The sequence below is a fragment of the Paucibacter sp. JuS9 genome (assembly GCF_044043925.2).
In the GTDB taxonomy this organism is placed as follows: domain Bacteria; phylum Pseudomonadota; class Gammaproteobacteria; order Burkholderiales; family Burkholderiaceae_C; genus JAUASW01.
The window spans coordinates 3,787,267-3,803,196 of record NZ_CP194172.1 but is presented as its reverse complement, the minus strand read 5'-3'; the positions used below and the strand labels follow the sequence as shown (position 1 = coordinate 3,803,196).

The following is a 15,930-nucleotide window of genomic DNA, read 5'->3' as shown; positions in this document are numbered from 1 at the left end:
AGCCGCCCTTGAAGGAGTGCTTCATGACGATTGATTCGAATCCCCTGGCGCACCTGCGCGGAGAAATCCTCTGGCTGCACGTGACCTTGTCTGCACGCTTCGATGTGCCAGCCATCGACGACTGGCGCCTGCGCCTGCATGACCACCTCCGCGGGCACGGCCTGGTCGCTGCCATCTCGCCCGGGCGCATCGCGGTGATGCCCAGGCAACGTCCGCTGACCCCGTCCGATCGCGGCGTCGTCCTGGGCTGGCTTGTCTCCCAGCCCGAGGTGGTTGTCGTCCGCATCCACAGCCGAACGATCTCGGCTTCCGTTGAACAGCAAGACGCGACCCTGAAAGGACTCCCGCAATGAGCACCACAACCCAAGAGCGCCTGGGCTTTCATTTCCAGATCGAGGTCTGGCCAGAAACCGCAGCGATGCCCGCAACACAGTTCACCCGTGCGTTCGAAGACTTTGCAGCCGAACAGGACTTCCTGGTCCATGGCACACCGCTGCAAGGGTGCATCGAGGGTAGGGACCGCGACATCTCGCTGACGGACCAGGTCAACCTGGTCGACTGGCTCGTCAATCAACCCACGGTGCGCGCCGTCTTGGTCTCGCCGCTCACCGGCGCACTGGACGATCCCGGACGTTGGGAGGAGGGCACCTTGCGCGTCCCGGTACTGGACATGAGGGTCATCGCGGTCTGCCTGCTGCATCGCCTGGGGCATCTGCGCCCCCTGCAGTACATCGAGATCCTCGGCGGCTATATGCGCCGGGTTCACTGAAGGGAGTACGACATGGCACAAAACCACAGCTCGCCCAGCGCTTCCGCTCCGGCAGCGGTCTACCTGCTGCAACGTAGCGACCGCATGCGCTTCAAGATCGGCTGGGCACTGAACCCGGTTGAACGCGTGCGGGCGTTCCCGGAGTTCTGCCGCATGCAGCTGGACCTGAACGCATCCCGGGTCTTGTGGCTGCCAAGTGCAGCGCGTGCCCGAGCCATTGAGCGCTCGATGCATCGTGCGCTGGAACCCTTCACGAGCAGGCCCCCGCATCAGGAGGATGGCCACTCAGAATGGTTCAGCGGATTAGGCACCGTGGCGGCCTTGAGTTTGCTTGCACGCATGCCCCATGCACCGGGTCAGCGGCCGGCTACTTTGGCGCCTCTGCTGGAGCTCGCCAGCCAGGTGCCGGAACCGACAGGCCTGGACGACACATGGTGCACGGTCGAGGATGTCTTGCTGCGACTGAAGGCATGCACCTCCGTCCGGTTGATGCCGGGTGATCCACCAAGCCTGGTCATTGAATCATTCAAGACCCGCGTACGGGGAGCGCTGGACGACCTGCGCACGGCGGCCCTCGATGCCGAGCTGTACACCTGTCGCCAGGGTTCGGCCTTGCTCCCGCTTGTTCGACTGATCGAGTACCAGGGCGACGACCTGGTCCTGACCCTGACACCGTTCTCAGTCATCCGACGCTGGCCTGGTGGTGGCGACGTTGTCTTGCAAATGCTGGCATTCCTTGCGCAGTTGTGCCGGGTGGGCGAGGGCTGGGCGTACGAGGGGGCCGCATGAAACAGCGTCAAGCAGGCATGCGCTACCTCGCCTCTCTGCTTCCCTCGCAGCAGCTTGGGCCCGCAGTGCCGCTGCCGAACTCGCCCCAGTGGCAGACGCGCGTAGGGCAGCGGATGTGGGTTCAGAAATGCGCGGAGGGCGTCATGCTCAGCACCCGCCCATCAGGGCCGCGGCCGAAGAACGGCCGCACGTCTCGGCGGATTCGCTGGGCTCGGGTGCGATGGCGGTTCGTGCCACGTCATCGCCGCGCCTTGGTGCGCATCGGTAGCGGCGTTGGCTTCAGCGCGCGACGCGCCCTCGTGATGGCCGGGCCGAAGCCCGCGGCTTTGCAACGGGCTCGCTCGCGTCGAACAGCGTGGTGATGGGAACCCCAAGGCTGTCGGCCAGGGCGTGAATCATCGTCAGCGTCGGATTGGCCTGGCCCGTCTCGATGCGGCTCATGTAGGTGCGGAACAGCCCACAGCGGGTCGCCAGGTCTTCCTGCGTCAGGTTGGAGGCCTGACGCAGTTCCCGGATTCGATCGCCAAAAACAGCTTGGGGGTGTTTGCGCACCGCCGCACTGTCTCGAAAGTACACTCATTCATACACACACTAATTCGCACATTTGAGCGCAGGGGATGCGCAATGGGCGATCCATCTTCACCAGGAGGAACTCATGCTGAGAAAAGTGCTGATGACATTGGCGACGTTCTTGACCGTCGCAGGCTTGCTGGCAGGTTGCGCGACGGATCTTTCGCCGCCGCCGCAGAGCGACCTGATCGCAGTTGGCTTCTACTTGAGCATGCATGAGCACAGGACTGGTGAAAGCCTTTCCGCAGTTGCTTTGGACCGACTGCGGGGAGGTCCGCTCCGTGGCAAGTACACAGAGGGTCAGACCATTCGAGAGGGCAGGCAGTGGTGGTGTCAACCGCGTGAAGGCGTTGACGCCTGGGGCAGTGCTAGCCGCGCATTTGCTGAGGTCTGCAGGCGGCGAGGGGGCAGCTACGAAGGCGGCTTTTGTTCGGCGCGAGAAGACCGCGACAAAGTGTTGTTCATGGCGAAGGTCACGCGCAATAGCGACTTCTGCAGCCAGGTGCACGTGCAAACTCTCGAGCCCGTGGGGCCGAGCCCCTATCCGGGCTTCACGACCAAGATGGTTGCTTTCGGATTCAAGACGTCCGCGATGTTGGCCACTGAGAATGCGGCGCGCCAGCGTGCTGCTGAGGCAGTGCGTGAGCGCCAGGCCCAGGCGCAGGACCTGGAGCTAGCTCGCGCCGTACGCGAGTGGCCACAGATGCAGCGACGCGGCACGACGGTTTGCCGCAAGCATGACGGGGTCACTTACGTGGCGTTCGTCGAGGACTTCTCCGAGGACAAGCTCAAGCTGCTGGTCAGTCGGGCGTACATCACCCTATCACCGGGCAGCGCGCCAGGCGGGTTCCGCCAGGAGATCATCTGGGCGAATCCTATTGACTGGTTCCTCTGCTCACCGCGCTAATCGACACATGCCCAATTTCGAATTGCGCGCGCTCGTTGCCATGTATCGACGCATGGCTACTGACACTGTTCCCGACCGGGCCTTGGCTGATGAGATCCGGCAGGTTGTGAGCGGCCTGACGAGCGCGCAACGACAAGACCTCGACCGGGCGCTGCAAGCGGCGGGTATCGACGGGTGGTTGACCTCGGCGGCGCCCGTTGCGGATGACGGCGCATGGCTTGCCGACGACGAGCCGGTTCAGCTCACCGAGGAGCTTCGCAGGCAAGGGCGTGCGTACCTAGAAGAGATGCTGGCCAAGGGGCCGGCGGGCACTGATAAGCCGCGCTGACACCGAGGGGGAACCCGATAGCAACCTCAATTGTTACCAATATGATGGTTTGCCTTTGGGAGTGGCTATGGCGAAGCGGAAAGTTGGCGAGCGACCGAACGATGAGCGGGTGAGGTTCACGGCAGGTCGTGCCCCTGACCCGAGAGCCGACGTCGTCACCCCACCCGACCCGCTACCAACAGACAGTCATTCGCTGCAGTCACGGCTCGATCCAATGGGCCGATGCAGAGTTACGGTCGGTTTTGAATTGGTCAGCTGCGCCACGCCAGCCCGTTTCGGGAAGGCGAACTCGTCAGGCCATAGCCCAAATAGGTTTCCTGGAGAGGACGAGCTGGAAAGCGATGTCCGCGTGGCTCTGGCGCCGTTCATCGCTGAACTGCCCGAAGGGGCCGCGTTGATAGCTGAATATCGGTTCTCGCCGGCTGGTGAGGGCAGTGTCCATGCACGCTTCAGGCTCCTGATAGAGACGCGCACGCTGCCGCTGGCAGATGCTCACGAAGAGGCCCTGCGTGCCAGAGAAGAACTAGGTGTTTGCCTGCGCGTACTGAGTGCGTGGTACGCCTTTGCTCCCGTGCAATTCAAGCCTGAAGATCGCCAGCGATGGTTAGGCAGCAAAGTTCGGCTGCGTGCCCAACCAAGGCTCTTTACGAGCGACAGCGAGATCGGCTTTGTTCAACAAGATCGAAAGTCGCGGTCGGCACAAATCCTGTTGCCTCAGCCAGCATCTGGGGATGTGCATGCCAGACAATTTCGCGACGGCCCCCGCCCACTCCTGCTTGAGAGCGCGCGCAGGTGCTGCGTCGCTGCGACGATTCGCGCGGCGCGCGGACTGACATCTCCGTTGTCAGTACGTGTTGGCCTTCGTCGCAGGAACTTGGAGCCGAAATCACTTGAGCTGTTGGAGTCCATTGCCAGAAGCGGCCTTTCAGCATCAATGCATGGAGAAGTTCCATTAAGCAATCACTCAATTGGTTCTGGCCGCGCCAGGGACGCGGCGCAACAGGCCATTGATCAATTGATCATTCAACCGGAGAGTGTTGAGCTCTTTGTCGAGTCCGATGGCACGCGCGCGATCAGTCTTGCGCTGCTGCGCATCCTTGGTAGGGAGTTGATACCTGACTTTGCCTCAGAGGTGACCGAGTCGATCTCGTCCGCAGCTCAGCGAAAAAATGGTCGGACAACTAGCTCGCCCATCGATTTGAGCCAATTGTTTGTGCCAGGCAGCGTCATTCCACCGCTATTGCCTTCGCCACCCGAGCTCGAGGCGCTGAGCTTTCCTCGACATTTCCCCAACCCAACGGTCATGTTCCCCGTTGACGGACTCCACCTTGGCCGTGCCCAGATTGGCGGCGTGGTCGTGGACGTTCGAATGCCGCAGGTTGATCGCAGTCGGCATACCCACCTGCTGGGCGCCACAGGCACAGGGAAAAGTACATTGCTCTACAACATGGCCGTGCAGGACATGCATGCCGGTCACGGGCTAGCAGTTATCGATCCGCACGGAGACCTTTACGAGCAGCTACTACTAGCCGTGCCGCCAGAAAGGAAGGCGGACCTACTGCTCATTGACCCAGAGGAGGATAGGTTCTGCCCAGGACTGAACCCATTGGACTTCGATGGCAAGCCCGATATCGAAGGAGTTAGCCGTGTCGCCAATGACATGCTCGACATCTTTGAGATCCTGTACGACATGCGTCAGGTCGGCGGCCCCGGATTTGAAGACTACTTTCGCAATAGCATGTTGCTGGCTGCGGCGGCTCCACGGGGAGGGCCGAGCGCGTCGGACGGTCTCGTGCCGTCCTTTGCGTCGATTCCGCATGTGCTACGGGACGATGATTGGCGCGACTACTGCCTCAGCAAGATTGACGCAGTCTATGGCCGAGACGAAGCAGAGCCGGTGCATCGCTTCTTCAAGATGGCGGCCGCAACGACTGGCGAACAGAAGTTCGCCAATTGGGCGCCTTACATCAGCTCGAAACTTACGCGCTTCGTGACCAACGCGACCCTGCGCAAGTTGTTCTGCAAGGGCAGAAGGACGTTGGACTTCAGATCAGCCATGGATCAACGAAAGATTGTGTTGGTCAACTTAGGTAAGGGCGATCTGGGGAGCTCGGACAGCCGCGTCATCGGCATGCTCTTGACCAAGTATCTGTTCCACGCAGCGCTCTCGCGGTCGGATTTGCCCCGTGACCAACGATTGCCGTTCTACTTCTACCTCGACGAGTTCCAGAATTTTGTGGCAACAGACATTCCTGAAATGCTTGCTGAGGCACGCAAGTACGGTCTGCATATGATCCTTGCCAATCAAACGCTTGGGCAGTTGATGCAGGCTGGTCGGCGCGAAACGCTTGACGCAGTACTGGGCAACGTTGCGACCAAGCTCTTCTTGCGCGTTGGGCTACAAGAGGCTTCTGCAGTCGCTAATGGGTTTGCTCCTCACTTTGATGCGGAAACGCTCACGCAACTGCCGGATCGACATGTCCTGTGCCGATTGCAGATGAAGGGGCAACCAAGCTTGCCATTCGTCTTTGAAACGCTTGCACCTTGGCCGCTCCCCCCAGAGCTTCAGTCTCAAGGAGCATGGCGTGGGCGTCAGAAGCACTACAGACCTCACCCGACATAGCGGTGAACGGTGGGGATGCTCGTCTGATCAGTCGGGGCGCGGCACAATTGCCTTCTCCGAAGCCTGATGGCAACTTTGCATTGGTCAGCGAGGACGCCTCAGCGGTCGCTGCTGCCGACACGTCGATTGTCAATTTGGTCAAAGGCCAGGCGCCCATCCAGAGCCAGGGACACGTACTGACTCTAGGTGAAGAAGCATCGCCAACCGCGCTTTCTGCAACATGTTCCGACGATTTGACTCAATGGATCGCGACCGTGGCACGAGTGGTAGCCAGAGGAGGCCAGCCGAGTTCAACAGCGAGGGATGAGGCATGACGACCGCTGCGCAAGGAACTAAGACTAAAGATGAGCAGGTTGGCGCCATCATGATTGCCAACGGCCGCGTCGCGGTTGTGACCGCCAGTAGTGCCGAGGATGGCGTGGATCTCGCCTTGGCGATTCAACGCTGGGACGCTGGCCACCCAGGGCTGCAGAGAGCCCTCGAACGCAAGGATGGGCCGCACCTATCTCCCAAACTGCACCGGTTCTACCGGACGGCCAGCGATGCACTGGTGTTCGTGTGTCACATCGACGCCGAGGGTGACGCCAAGTGCCATGTTCTTGCGGCAAATCCAATGAACACCTTCGACCTGGAGATCTGTGGTGCGAATTACTGGGTCTACAAGTCAGGTGTGGTCAGTCGAAATAGATTCACTGACGTTACCAGCGGTGGATGGCTCATGAATGAACTGCCATGGACTCTTCCAGGCTTGGCTGGTGCTCATAGCCAATCACGTTCAGATCTCGAGTCGGCGTTGACCTCTGCGCAGAAGTACGCGGGTGTTGCAGTAGCCCCTGGGCTATGGAAGACGTGCAACGGCAGCGTTGTCGCGGTGAGCAGGCACTCTGAAGTCACTTGGGGCGCAACTGTCGCTCTAGGAGGACATCAATTCAATGATGTGCCCGGTGTTTCGCCCGGCACTCAATACAAGCTGACGAACTCTGGTGCCGTGGTTTGGCCTGAAGCTGATGCAAAAGGCATTCCTAAGTCGATCAGAAAGGTGGCGGCGATGTCTGGGATGGCACTGTCTTCCAGACTTGACGTCGTTGATTCTTCAGGCGCGTTCGTTGAGATTTTGGACTGGTATTGCCCAAGATCGTTGCTACAACGGCCTTCCAATGAATGATCTCAGATTTTTCATTCCTAGGCCCTAGTGACCTTCAGCAACGAAGCGAGACGAGGAGTTACCTGCGGGCAAGCAACGTGTAGACGTACGAAACAAATATGCCTAGGTGCACGGCACCGAGAGCTATAGCAATGCTTACCACTGTGAAGTACCCTGTTCCCGGGCCGGGTCCGTATTCACATGACTTGGGGTGCGCAGGCGCGCCCATGCCTATGAACGACGACAACGCGTCTAGTAGGGCGCAGCCAACTGGGCTGCCTTCGATGGTTACTCCGTCGTAGCCCGTGAAATGAAACGCCATCGCAAGCATCCCCAACCACACCAGAATGGCCGCAACAAAGTGTTGGGGCGTGCGGATCAACAGCTTGAAATATTCGTACGTGAACCAGCGCAACAGCGTCAGCCATGTAGTCGGATCAGTCTTTTCAAATGTCAATCTGATCTGCTGTGACTTGACGTCTCGGATTCGGTTGAGGCATGCCAGTTCTTCATCGAAGCGAGCATGTTCGCGAAACAACCGCATCAACGCCGTCAGGATCGATATCTCTGCATTGAGTTGCGTCCCCGTTCGCGACGACTCATGGACCTTGGCGGCCAGCGTCTGCAGCGCGTCGCTGATGTCGATGAACCTCTCCTGCACCTCGATACGGTGCTGCAGTCCGCCGAACGAGCATTCCGCCAGGACCTCGCATTCGTGGCGCAAGCTGAGCGCCTCGAAGCCAAGCGTCGGAGACTCGCCGCCTGAAAGCTCAAGCGCGTCAAGCGCACAGACGGCTGCAAGCAAAAGGCCTTCCAATCCTGGCCTGGCATTTCGAAGGTCCCTCGCGCGGACAACCAGCGTCTGCGCCACTAGCGCAACCTTGCCTGGCGCCCCATGGCCGCGCGACGTTGGCAAATGATGGGCCGCAGCGAAGCCAAACAGCCTTAGCCAAGCCTGACGTCGAAGATCGTACATGCCGGCCACTGGCTTCCAAAAGACGCCACCGTCTCCTCCATGAGCACGCTCTTGCTCTCGCATGTCGTGGGCGTCGCTCTCAAGTTCCGCATCGTGCTCGTTATGGCCAGACGTGACGAGCCAGCGCAGCCTCTGGACGCGGCGTGGCCCAATTGTCGGCGGGCACGGCAGCGGGTAGGCGAGCCCACGAAAGTGTTGGGCCCGATCCTTCAGTCGGGCAATGCTGACCACTGGGCGGTCGGCAAACTTGAGGCTGACATCCTCCAACAGCAGGTCGGGCCGGCAGTCGTCTCGGTCCAGACGCTGCTTCATCAACGCCCAACTTGTCACAATATCGGTGCGGTAGCCACAGCGGTAGGCCACGTAAGCGTGGAAGCATGCGAAATCGCTCTCATCGTCAATGGCGACGGCCTGCAGTTCGCGCGTGACGACGGCGAAGCCCTCGCGGCACATGATTTGGCGCACAAAGTCGCGCCTGCCTTTCGGATCGAACGCCCAGCGGATATCACTGGGTGCGGGCTCAGGCTCGAAAGCCGGCGGAAGCGGCGAGAATACAGACGGGCGGCGGGCGAACCGCCAGTCGATCTCCGGGTATGTCAGCAACAGCATCGCTAGTGCTGTGCGCCAGGTTCCATCGCCTTCGATGCGTGGATCGAGCATAGCCAGATCTTCCAGTTCCTCGAGCAGCAGGAAGCAGTGTCCACTGCCAAGCGAGGGGGGGCTTCCAGCTCTGAGCGCGGCTTCGATGGTATCGACCGCCTCCCGGTACAGCGCGGCGGCAGTTGCCTCGCCCATCTCTTTCCAGAGTTCGACTACGCGGCTGCTAGATAAACCGTGGCGCGCTAACTCGCCGTCGAGCTTGGCCTGGCTCCGAAGGGCGATCGCGAAGACGTAGCCGGCCATCAATCGCCCCTCGGTTCCACCGACATCTTGATCATCCGCACCAGTTCGTCGCTGTCGAGCGGACGGGTACTGGCGTGACCGAGCGCTTGGTTGAGCAAACGTTTCGCCGCCATCGACGTCAGCCGCGGGTCGTCCATCAGCAACTGCATCGCCGGCAGTACCCGAATCTTGCCCGAAACAGGATGACGACAGTGCCGCAGCGCACGCAGGGCTGTCTGTACCTTCATCCGGAAGACCAAGTCGTCGATGGCCGTCAGGGCACCACGAAGGGGCAGCCGCTCGCACCAACTGCCAGGATGATCATCGGTGAGTGATGCAGTCGCATGGCTAGCGTCGGCCGGGGCTCGCACTTCGTCGGGCAGCGTCGGCGTGGGCTCAAGCGCCAAGTGTTCCCAGCGAATGACACTATTATTCGGCCGCAGAGCCACTGCGCGCCGAATCACGGCCAAGACGTCGCGCGCGTTGCGCAACAACGGCTGCCCGCGCAAGCCCCGCGCGACCATCGGATCGACGACCATGCCCTGCTTGCCTTGGCTTTGCTGCGCCGCCTGTAGTTCGTGTGCGAGGATGGCGTCGATATCCTCGGGCCGGTCACGCAATGGCGGAACGCGAATCGTGTGATGGAAACGCGCCAGAAGGTCCGAGCGCAGACGCTCGGCTGCGGCGATGCCATCAAGTTGGTCTTGGCTGGCGGCGATCACGTTGCAAGCCACTTCGACTGACCGGTCCGATCCGACGGGCGTGAAACGCCGCTCCTCCAGCACGCGCAGCAGTACGGGCTGTTTGTCGAGCGGCATCGCCGCCAATTCGTCCAGGAACAGTGTGCCGCCGGCCGCTTGAGCGAATTTGCCGGTGCGCGTGGTCGCGCCGGTGTAGGCACCACGCACTGCCCCGAAGAGTTCTGTCTCCACCAAGGTCGGTGGGATGCTGCCCAAGTTCACCGCGACGAAGGGCTGTGACGCATGCGCGCTTACGGCGTGCAGGTAACGCGCCACATGTTCCTTACCCGAACCCGATTCGCCCAGGATCAGGACCGAATCGTCGGTGCGCGCAAGTCGCATTGCCTCGGTGTAGACCTTGAACAGCTCTGGGCTCGAGACCACCGTGTCGTCCGGGATCTTCAGTAGCAGCCGGCGCTGCTCAGGCGTAAGCCGGCCATGGTCGAGCAGCGTCAGCCGCAGGTCCGCCGCCTTCGCCTGCAATTTCGACAAGAAAGGCCGCGGCGGTCCGCCCACATCCAACTCCCGCTCGTGGCTGGAGGTGAAGCGCACGAGCGGCAAGGCCGGAAAACACCGCAGGAGTTCCTGTTCCAGGCGTATGCCGAAACGGTCGTCGCCGAGAGTGCCTTGAGGCAATCCGTCGGTGGCGATGGGGCCTGAGTCGAAGTGCATGTCCAACAGCACCAGCGACCAGCGGTTGTCGTCGCCCACCGCCGCCACAGCAACGCCCAAGTCGTTGCGGCGCTCACCGTCGGCTTCCACTTGCCCGGTGCAATAGTGCAGCCGAGCCGGAAAGTCGAGCAGCGTCGACTCCAGCATCTGTTGCATAGAGGGCTCGCGCCCGAACTGGTCGTCAATGACTAGGATGGTCAGGTCCACGGCGTGCTGACCTCACGTGGCACGCGGCCACTGGCGAACAGTTCTTTGAATGGCGCCGCTGCGCCGCGCACATTCTGCCAGGCTGCGCTGATGGTGGACGCCGGCGCGGTCGGCTCCAAGATGGCACTCTCGAAGTTGTCCAACGCTTGAGTTAGGACTTGCAGACGGGTGGCATAGTCCGCACGAAGCGCCGGGTGGTCCGCCTGCACACGCCAACGCTCGAGTGCCCGGTGACGGAGGCGAGTGCAAGCCTCGACGCCGAGTTCGGCTTCAACCTGCGGACCTTCATAGTCAAGATGTCCGCTGAACTCTTCCAGCCGCTCGAGCAGCGCCTGCGCGCGCTGCCGGTAGCCGCGGAACTCGCGACCCAACCGCCCCCAGTTGCCTGTCTGCCAGCGACGCACTGCTTCCTCTGTGGACACCAGCAGAATCTCATGGTCGACCCAAGTGTGGCTGACTTGCGCGCGCAGCACCTGCACAGGGGGCGAAGTCTGGTCAGTCATGGGCCATGTTCTCGTAGTACAAGATGGGGTGGGTTGTCAGCCTTTCGAACCAGGTTTTCGCAGAGTCAAGATCCAGAGCCGGTACTTGGGCTCCCGGCTCGATCCACTTAACCACTTGTTCCAGGGCGCGCTTGACATTGGGCAGCACGTCATCGCTGATCGGTTGCTCGTACTCGACATCCGTTATCCAACCGCTGAGCGTGGCCTGCGGAAGTTTCCGTTCATCATCGTCGTAGTGCGGCACCCGTTTGCATAGCAGGCTGAAGTCGGTGCGGCCATCGGCCAGCGTGGCCATGAATTCAGCCGTGCCGCTCTGTCCGACCAGCGCCAAGAAACTGGAGATATCGCTTCGCAGAACCGCGAAGCGGGGGTGCGGCACCTCTCTCGGCAGCGCATGTGGCCCGCCGATTGAATAGCGGACGACTGCCCACCCGACGTTGCGGCCAATGCGCTCGAGAAGGGCTTCCGAGAACTCTTTCCAGCGTCCGGCATCGGTTTCGTGGATGAGAAACAGGAAGGGCGGAACGACATGTTGCAGCGATTCGCGCCAATGGTCGCAGCGGCAGAACTTGCTCCCGCCAAACGCCGCTGCGGCTGCCTCGTGGTATTGCCCCTCAGGGCAGCACGCGATTAGTTTCACCTGACATCCTCCTGCCTCAGTTGAACCAGCCTGCTGCCGATCCACAACGTCAGCTTCTTCCTGTTCGCGGAGTCGCCGTGTGTCACCTGCATTTTCAGCTTGTTATCTTCGACTCCCAACTGCAGCTCATTTCTGTAACGCCTGTCGAGGGCGTGAACAAGATCGGCGAAGGGCCGCAGTTGGTCACCCGATTCCTGCTCATTCACTGCCACCGCGCGATCCTGCTTCTTCACGACTTCCAGCAGCGTCACGAACTTCAAAGGATCTAGGTACGCAGAGTTGGCTTCAGCGGGGTACACAAACTCCCAGAGCCCGTCCACACACTTGGCCAGCACACGCTTATCGCGTTCCTCTCGCATCGGATGCCCATCGGCGATGCGCCGCTGCATCGACTTTTCGTAAAAGGCGCGCAAGAAGCTCGGTAGGGCTGACGGCTTGACGAACGCGCCCGTATTACAGAGCAGCTTGTCCCAGCTCAGGTCTTTCGCCTTGTAAACCGGAAACTGCGACAGCAGGACGTGCAATTCGAGCCTTCGCCCGTCTCCGAGCCGTCCGAGATCAAAGAACCGTTGCTTGAGTAGGTCCAGCGCCTTGGCAGGCTCATCGAGCAGGGTCTCACGAAACTTGGCGTACTGGTCGTCATTGGCCGGAAGTAACGGCACATGCTGGGTATTCGGCACGGGCATCAGCAGGGCTGCGATATGGTCGGCGCTCCACAACGGACGCGGTCCACGCATGTTGTTAACCAAAGTGTCGATGCGCAGGCCGAGCTGCTGTCTGGCATCGGACAGGAAACTCCAGGCTGCGGTGCCTGGGCCCGCACCTAGAGTTGAGGCATCGATCTCGCGTGGCTCGACAAGCAGGTCGCTGAGCGCCGCGCAAAGCACCCAGCGTGCGTGTTCGATTTTTCTGTAGCCACCACTGTGTTGGATCGCGATGACCCCGTAGTACGGGGAGCGAATCGCCTCCGAGTCGTCGAAGAGCTGCGCCACGCGCTGGTACGCGAGTTCCATGTCCTCGGCACTGGTGGCGAGCTGGCGGTTTAGCAGGCGCGCCTTCTGCTCGAGTTGCACCGCCGCGCGAGTTATCTCGCTCATGCGCTGGCGCATGTCCTCAAACAGCCCCGCCTGCATGGCAAGGCGTTCGCTCTTCTCGTGGGTCGTCTCAATCACGTCTGCCGCGATGCGTTTGAGCAGTGGCACCTTGAGCTGGCCAGCGCGGCTCCACATTTCGCGGACGACGTCGTGTAACTTGGATTCTGATAACTCGCGGCTGCCCCTTAGACCGTGAACTGCCACTTTGACGAAGACAGTGGCGGCGCGGCGCGCGTGGTCGCCAGTCAACTCGCGTGGAACCACCGAGAACGCGAGCGCCAGTAGCACGTCGCCAGCCAACTGTGCCGGGTAGTTGGGCAACATCCTGTCAGTCAGGAACTCGTAGTACTGCTGAACGCTGTCGATCGTGCTCTGGGCAACGCCCAGGCCATGAAGACGCTTCTGCCACAGCTGGGGTGTCAGACCATTGACGCTAGCCAGGCGCCAGGCATCGGCATCCTGGCGGAGGGCCACCACTGGCTCCAGCATGCTCAGCGTATAGAACTCCTCGATGCTGGCGAAGCTCTTGAGCGGCGTTGGGCCGCTAGCCGGAGCAACGGCGAGCGGATCAAGCGTCTCGCGCCAGTCGACCTTCGATGAGTCCTCGTCGGTCCAGCCGAACTGCACCTGCGGCTCGGTATCGTGGGCGCCGTCCTCGCTTGCACCGCCGTCAGTGGTGAGGCGGTAATTCGCTCCCCGGACCGAGAATGCAAGGAAATTTACCCGTAGCGCATCACCGGCGGTGCCGCCTGTCCAAGTTTCGTCAACGATCCAGCGCGGTTGTCCAGCGTTTTTCAGCTCGATCAGCAGCAGCCAGAGCAGCTCGCGCACCGCTTCCGAAACGGAGCGCGCACGTTCAATCCAGCGCATCCGATCGACCGGGGACTTCCGCAACAACGGCTCGAGATTCTCGAAAGTCTCGGGGATCGACCGCGACGGTCCGTTGCTCCTGGCGTCGATGCCGCCCAGCGCGTGCAACATGTAAGCGACATACTCGCGCGTGCCGCGAAAACGCTGCGCAAACTCGTCCAACGCGTGCGAACTCAGCTTCGACGAAGTGCCCATGCTCACCGCCAGCGCTTGCAGGTCTGGCAGTTCCCGCCATGCCGACTCAAGCGACGTCAAATCGCCGCTGCACAAAATCTCAACGATCCGGTCGATGGCTGACACTCCCATCGCTTCTATTCTGCCCGACCCAACACGAGATGCTCCTCGTGAAACGGAGTCGCCGAGCGCGCAGCCTCCTTGGTTGCTCTCCAGCCGTCGGGAAATGCGACTTCGTCCGGCGGCGCTCTCCACATCAAGAGGTGGATTGCGCGCAGACGCTCAGGCTCGGGCCGGTTGATTGCGAAACGCAAAGTCCGATGGGCCAGGATCTTCAGGCCGGGCAGCGCCTGTGCCGCCATCGCCAGGAATCGTTCGGCGTAGTCAAGCGGCTTGGGGTCCTCACGATTCATCAATTCCAGCGTACGTGACCGCCTCTCGTAGATCGGGCAATGCAGCCTCCGGATCACTACCCAAATACGGCCGCCGGGGGCAAGGTGATGGGCGCCGAGGCTGCGCACCAAGTCAAGCCCAGATCCATCACCGAGGTAGTAGGTCACGTGCGATGCGACAATCAGGTCAGCCTGCCACGGCAGATCATTGAGTGGGTGGACGTAGCTTCCAACGACCTCAACGTTTCGCATGTCATACGCGATTTCGGCGTCGGGGGCCGACGCGCCGAGCTTGGCGCGCACTGCCTGGCATACATGAGCTGCCCCTTGTACGGGGTCGGCACCGAAGAGCGCCTGCTCACCGTCTAGAAGCAGCACCTTTCGCAAATCGCCAAGGCAGGACCAATGTTTCAAGCATTCGATGAACGACGAAGTGAAGGCACCGAGACCGGCGCCGATATCGATCACGTTGCGTGGCCTGAAATGTCGCGCCCAAGCCGGCACATCATGTAGGCTCCACGGCACAGTTAGTGATGGCCGGTGCTTTTCGAGAAGGTCGTCGATCTCGACCACGAAGTCGGCCTCCGGAATGAGCAGTCGGGTTGGATCAACGGACATACTGGACGGGATCAGCGCAGGAAATCGGTCGTGTACGGCTTACCCGTCGCCGCGCCCGGTTTGAGTAGCCCAGCATCGCGCAGAACATTTTCGGTCGATTTCCAGCGGTCCTCGGTCATGGAAAGAAGCGCGGCGGATGTCCCATCGCCGCGGATAAACGGAACAACACGATCGTAGATGGCGTCAAGGTCCTTCGGATCGAAGTCCTTCGTGTGTTTTTGAAGCGCAGCAATAGCGTCTGCCTTGTTTGACAGAGCGTGTTCCCAGCCTGCGCGCAGCGCGCGCACAAAGCGACGGACCTGTTCCGGGTGGTTCTTCAGTCGAGACTCGGTCACGAAGAAGACGTTTCCGTAATAGCGTAGGCCTTCCGACTGTGCAGTAATGACGTTGATCTTCACCCCCTGCGCTGCCAACGTCACCGGTTGGTTTGTGACATAGGCGGGAAGCACATCAATAGTTCCGCGCAGGAAGGGCGTCATGTCGTATTGGATCGGCACTTCACGCACACTTGCGCTCGTCATGTTGTTGCGCACCAGTAGCGCGCGATAGAGCACATCGGTATCTGCGCCTGTCTGGACGCCGACGCGCTTGCCCTTGAACTGCTTGAACGATGTGATTTCGCCCGCAGTTCGCGTGACGAAGCCGACTGGCGTGTCCTGAAACTCTGCGGCCACCGCCATGACTGGCACGCCCTGAGCGCGCGCCAGGAGCAAGTTTCCAGCTCCGCCGACACCGAAGTCGCTGCTGCCAGTGGCAACCAGTTTGATCGGGTCGAGGCCGAAGCCGCCTGGCTCGATTGTTACATCGAGGTTCTCGCGCTCAAAGTAGCCCATCTCCTTGGCGACGAAGACGCCGACCTCCGCCATGTCTGGCACCCATGCAAGGCGCAGTTTGACGCTCTCCAACGGAACGGCGGCAGGTTGTGACGCTGCAGTCGTAGCAGCGGAACCGGGCGTGGTTGGAGGCGCCTTTTCACCGCATGCGGCAAGTAGGACCAAGAAAAGCGTCGACATAACGCGCTGGGGCATTGTT

General features: G+C 61.1%; 15 protein-coding genes. 7 read left to right on the top strand and 8 right to left on the bottom strand.

Annotated features, from left to right (window positions below):
- The first annotated feature begins 23 nt into the window (after positions 1 to 23).
- The 3 genes from ABT392_RS16875 to ABT392_RS16865 are packed head-to-tail and all read left to right on the top strand — an operon-like array spanning position 24 to position 1,558.
- On the top strand, positions 24 to 353 hold the full coding sequence (locus ABT392_RS16875) for a hypothetical protein (RefSeq protein WP_395385167.1): 330 nt from the start codon (positions 24 to 26) through the stop codon (positions 351 to 353).
- Positions 350 to 769 (top strand): hypothetical protein, encoded by a 420-nt coding sequence (locus ABT392_RS16870; protein ID WP_395385168.1) that lies wholly within the window; start codon positions 350 to 352, stop codon positions 767 to 769. Before ABT392_RS16875 ends, ABT392_RS16870 begins: the two co-directional genes overlap by 4 nt.
- Positions 770 to 781: 12 nt before the next feature.
- The gene (locus ABT392_RS16865; RefSeq protein WP_395385169.1) at positions 782 to 1,558 is read left to right on the top strand and encodes a GIY-YIG nuclease family protein; all 777 of its coding nucleotides are present in this window, start codon (positions 782 to 784) and stop codon (positions 1,556 to 1,558) included.
- A 279-nt stretch (positions 1,559 to 1,837) separates the two neighbouring features.
- Here the strand turns inward: ABT392_RS16865 and ABT392_RS16860 are convergent, their stop codons facing one another.
- A complete protein-coding gene (locus ABT392_RS16860; RefSeq protein ID WP_464970828.1) occupies positions 1,838 to 2,110 on the bottom strand; it encodes a helix-turn-helix domain-containing protein in 273 nt (90 codons plus the stop codon).
- 103 nt (positions 2,111 to 2,213) lie between these two features.
- Here ABT392_RS16860 and ABT392_RS16855 point away from each other — a divergent pair, with 103 nt between their 5' ends.
- The 4 genes from ABT392_RS16855 to ABT392_RS16840 all read left to right on the top strand — a co-directional run bounded on the left by ABT392_RS16855 (position 2,214) and on the right by ABT392_RS16840 (position 7,151).
- Complete coding sequence (locus ABT392_RS16855) at positions 2,214 to 3,035, top strand: hypothetical protein (RefSeq protein WP_395385171.1); 822 nt, start codon at positions 2,214 to 2,216, stop codon at positions 3,033 to 3,035.
- A 7-nt stretch (positions 3,036 to 3,042) separates the two neighbouring features.
- Positions 3,043 to 3,363 carry a hypothetical protein gene (locus ABT392_RS16850; protein WP_395385172.1) on the top strand — a complete coding sequence of 107 codons (321 nt, stop codon included), beginning with the start codon at positions 3,043 to 3,045 and terminating at the stop codon, positions 3,361 to 3,363.
- 349 nt (positions 3,364 to 3,712) lie between these two features.
- Entirely contained in the window at positions 3,713 to 5,986 is a 2,274-nt protein-coding gene (locus ABT392_RS16845; protein ID WP_395385173.1) for a type IV secretory system conjugative DNA transfer family protein, read from the top strand.
- 310 nt (positions 5,987 to 6,296) lie between these two features.
- Positions 6,297 to 7,151 carry a hypothetical protein gene (locus tag ABT392_RS16840; RefSeq protein ID WP_395385174.1) on the top strand — a complete coding sequence of 285 codons (855 nt, stop codon included), beginning with the start codon at positions 6,297 to 6,299 and terminating at the stop codon, positions 7,149 to 7,151.
- 58 nt (positions 7,152 to 7,209) lie between these two features.
- Here the strand turns inward: ABT392_RS16840 and ABT392_RS16835 are convergent, their stop codons facing one another.
- The 7 genes from ABT392_RS16835 to ABT392_RS16805 are packed head-to-tail and all read right to left on the bottom strand — an operon-like array spanning position 7,210 to position 15,803.
- A complete protein-coding gene (locus ABT392_RS16835; RefSeq protein ID WP_464970827.1) occupies positions 7,210 to 9,009 on the bottom strand; it encodes a hypothetical protein in 1,800 nt (599 codons plus the stop codon).
- Positions 9,009 to 10,607 carry a sigma 54-interacting transcriptional regulator gene (locus ABT392_RS16830; protein ID WP_395385176.1) on the bottom strand — a complete coding sequence of 533 codons (1,599 nt, stop codon included), beginning with the start codon at positions 10,605 to 10,607 and terminating at the stop codon, positions 9,009 to 9,011. Before ABT392_RS16830 ends, ABT392_RS16835 begins: the two co-directional genes overlap by 1 nt.
- Positions 10,598 to 11,110, bottom strand: a complete 513-nt coding sequence (locus ABT392_RS16825) for a hypothetical protein (RefSeq protein ID WP_395385177.1) — start codon at positions 11,108 to 11,110, stop codon at positions 10,598 to 10,600. Before ABT392_RS16825 ends, ABT392_RS16830 begins: the two co-directional genes overlap by 10 nt.
- Positions 11,103 to 11,750 (bottom strand): hypothetical protein, encoded by a 648-nt coding sequence (locus tag ABT392_RS16820; protein ID WP_395385178.1) that lies wholly within the window; start codon positions 11,748 to 11,750, stop codon positions 11,103 to 11,105. The genes ABT392_RS16825 and ABT392_RS16820 overlap by 8 nt, the downstream gene beginning before the upstream one ends.
- Positions 11,747 to 14,014, bottom strand: a complete 2,268-nt coding sequence (locus ABT392_RS16815; RefSeq protein ID WP_395385179.1) for a hypothetical protein — start codon at positions 14,012 to 14,014, stop codon at positions 11,747 to 11,749. The genes ABT392_RS16820 and ABT392_RS16815 overlap by 4 nt, the downstream gene beginning before the upstream one ends.
- 11 nt (positions 14,015 to 14,025) lie before the next feature.
- Positions 14,026 to 14,853, bottom strand: a complete 828-nt coding sequence (locus ABT392_RS16810) for a class I SAM-dependent methyltransferase (RefSeq protein ID WP_464970826.1) — start codon at positions 14,851 to 14,853, stop codon at positions 14,026 to 14,028.
- 56 nt (positions 14,854 to 14,909) lie between these two features.
- Positions 14,910 to 15,803 carry an ABC transporter substrate-binding protein gene (locus tag ABT392_RS16805; protein ID WP_395385181.1) on the bottom strand — a complete coding sequence of 298 codons (894 nt, stop codon included), beginning with the start codon at positions 15,801 to 15,803 and terminating at the stop codon, positions 14,910 to 14,912.
- Positions 15,804 to 15,930: the final 127 nt, after the last annotated feature.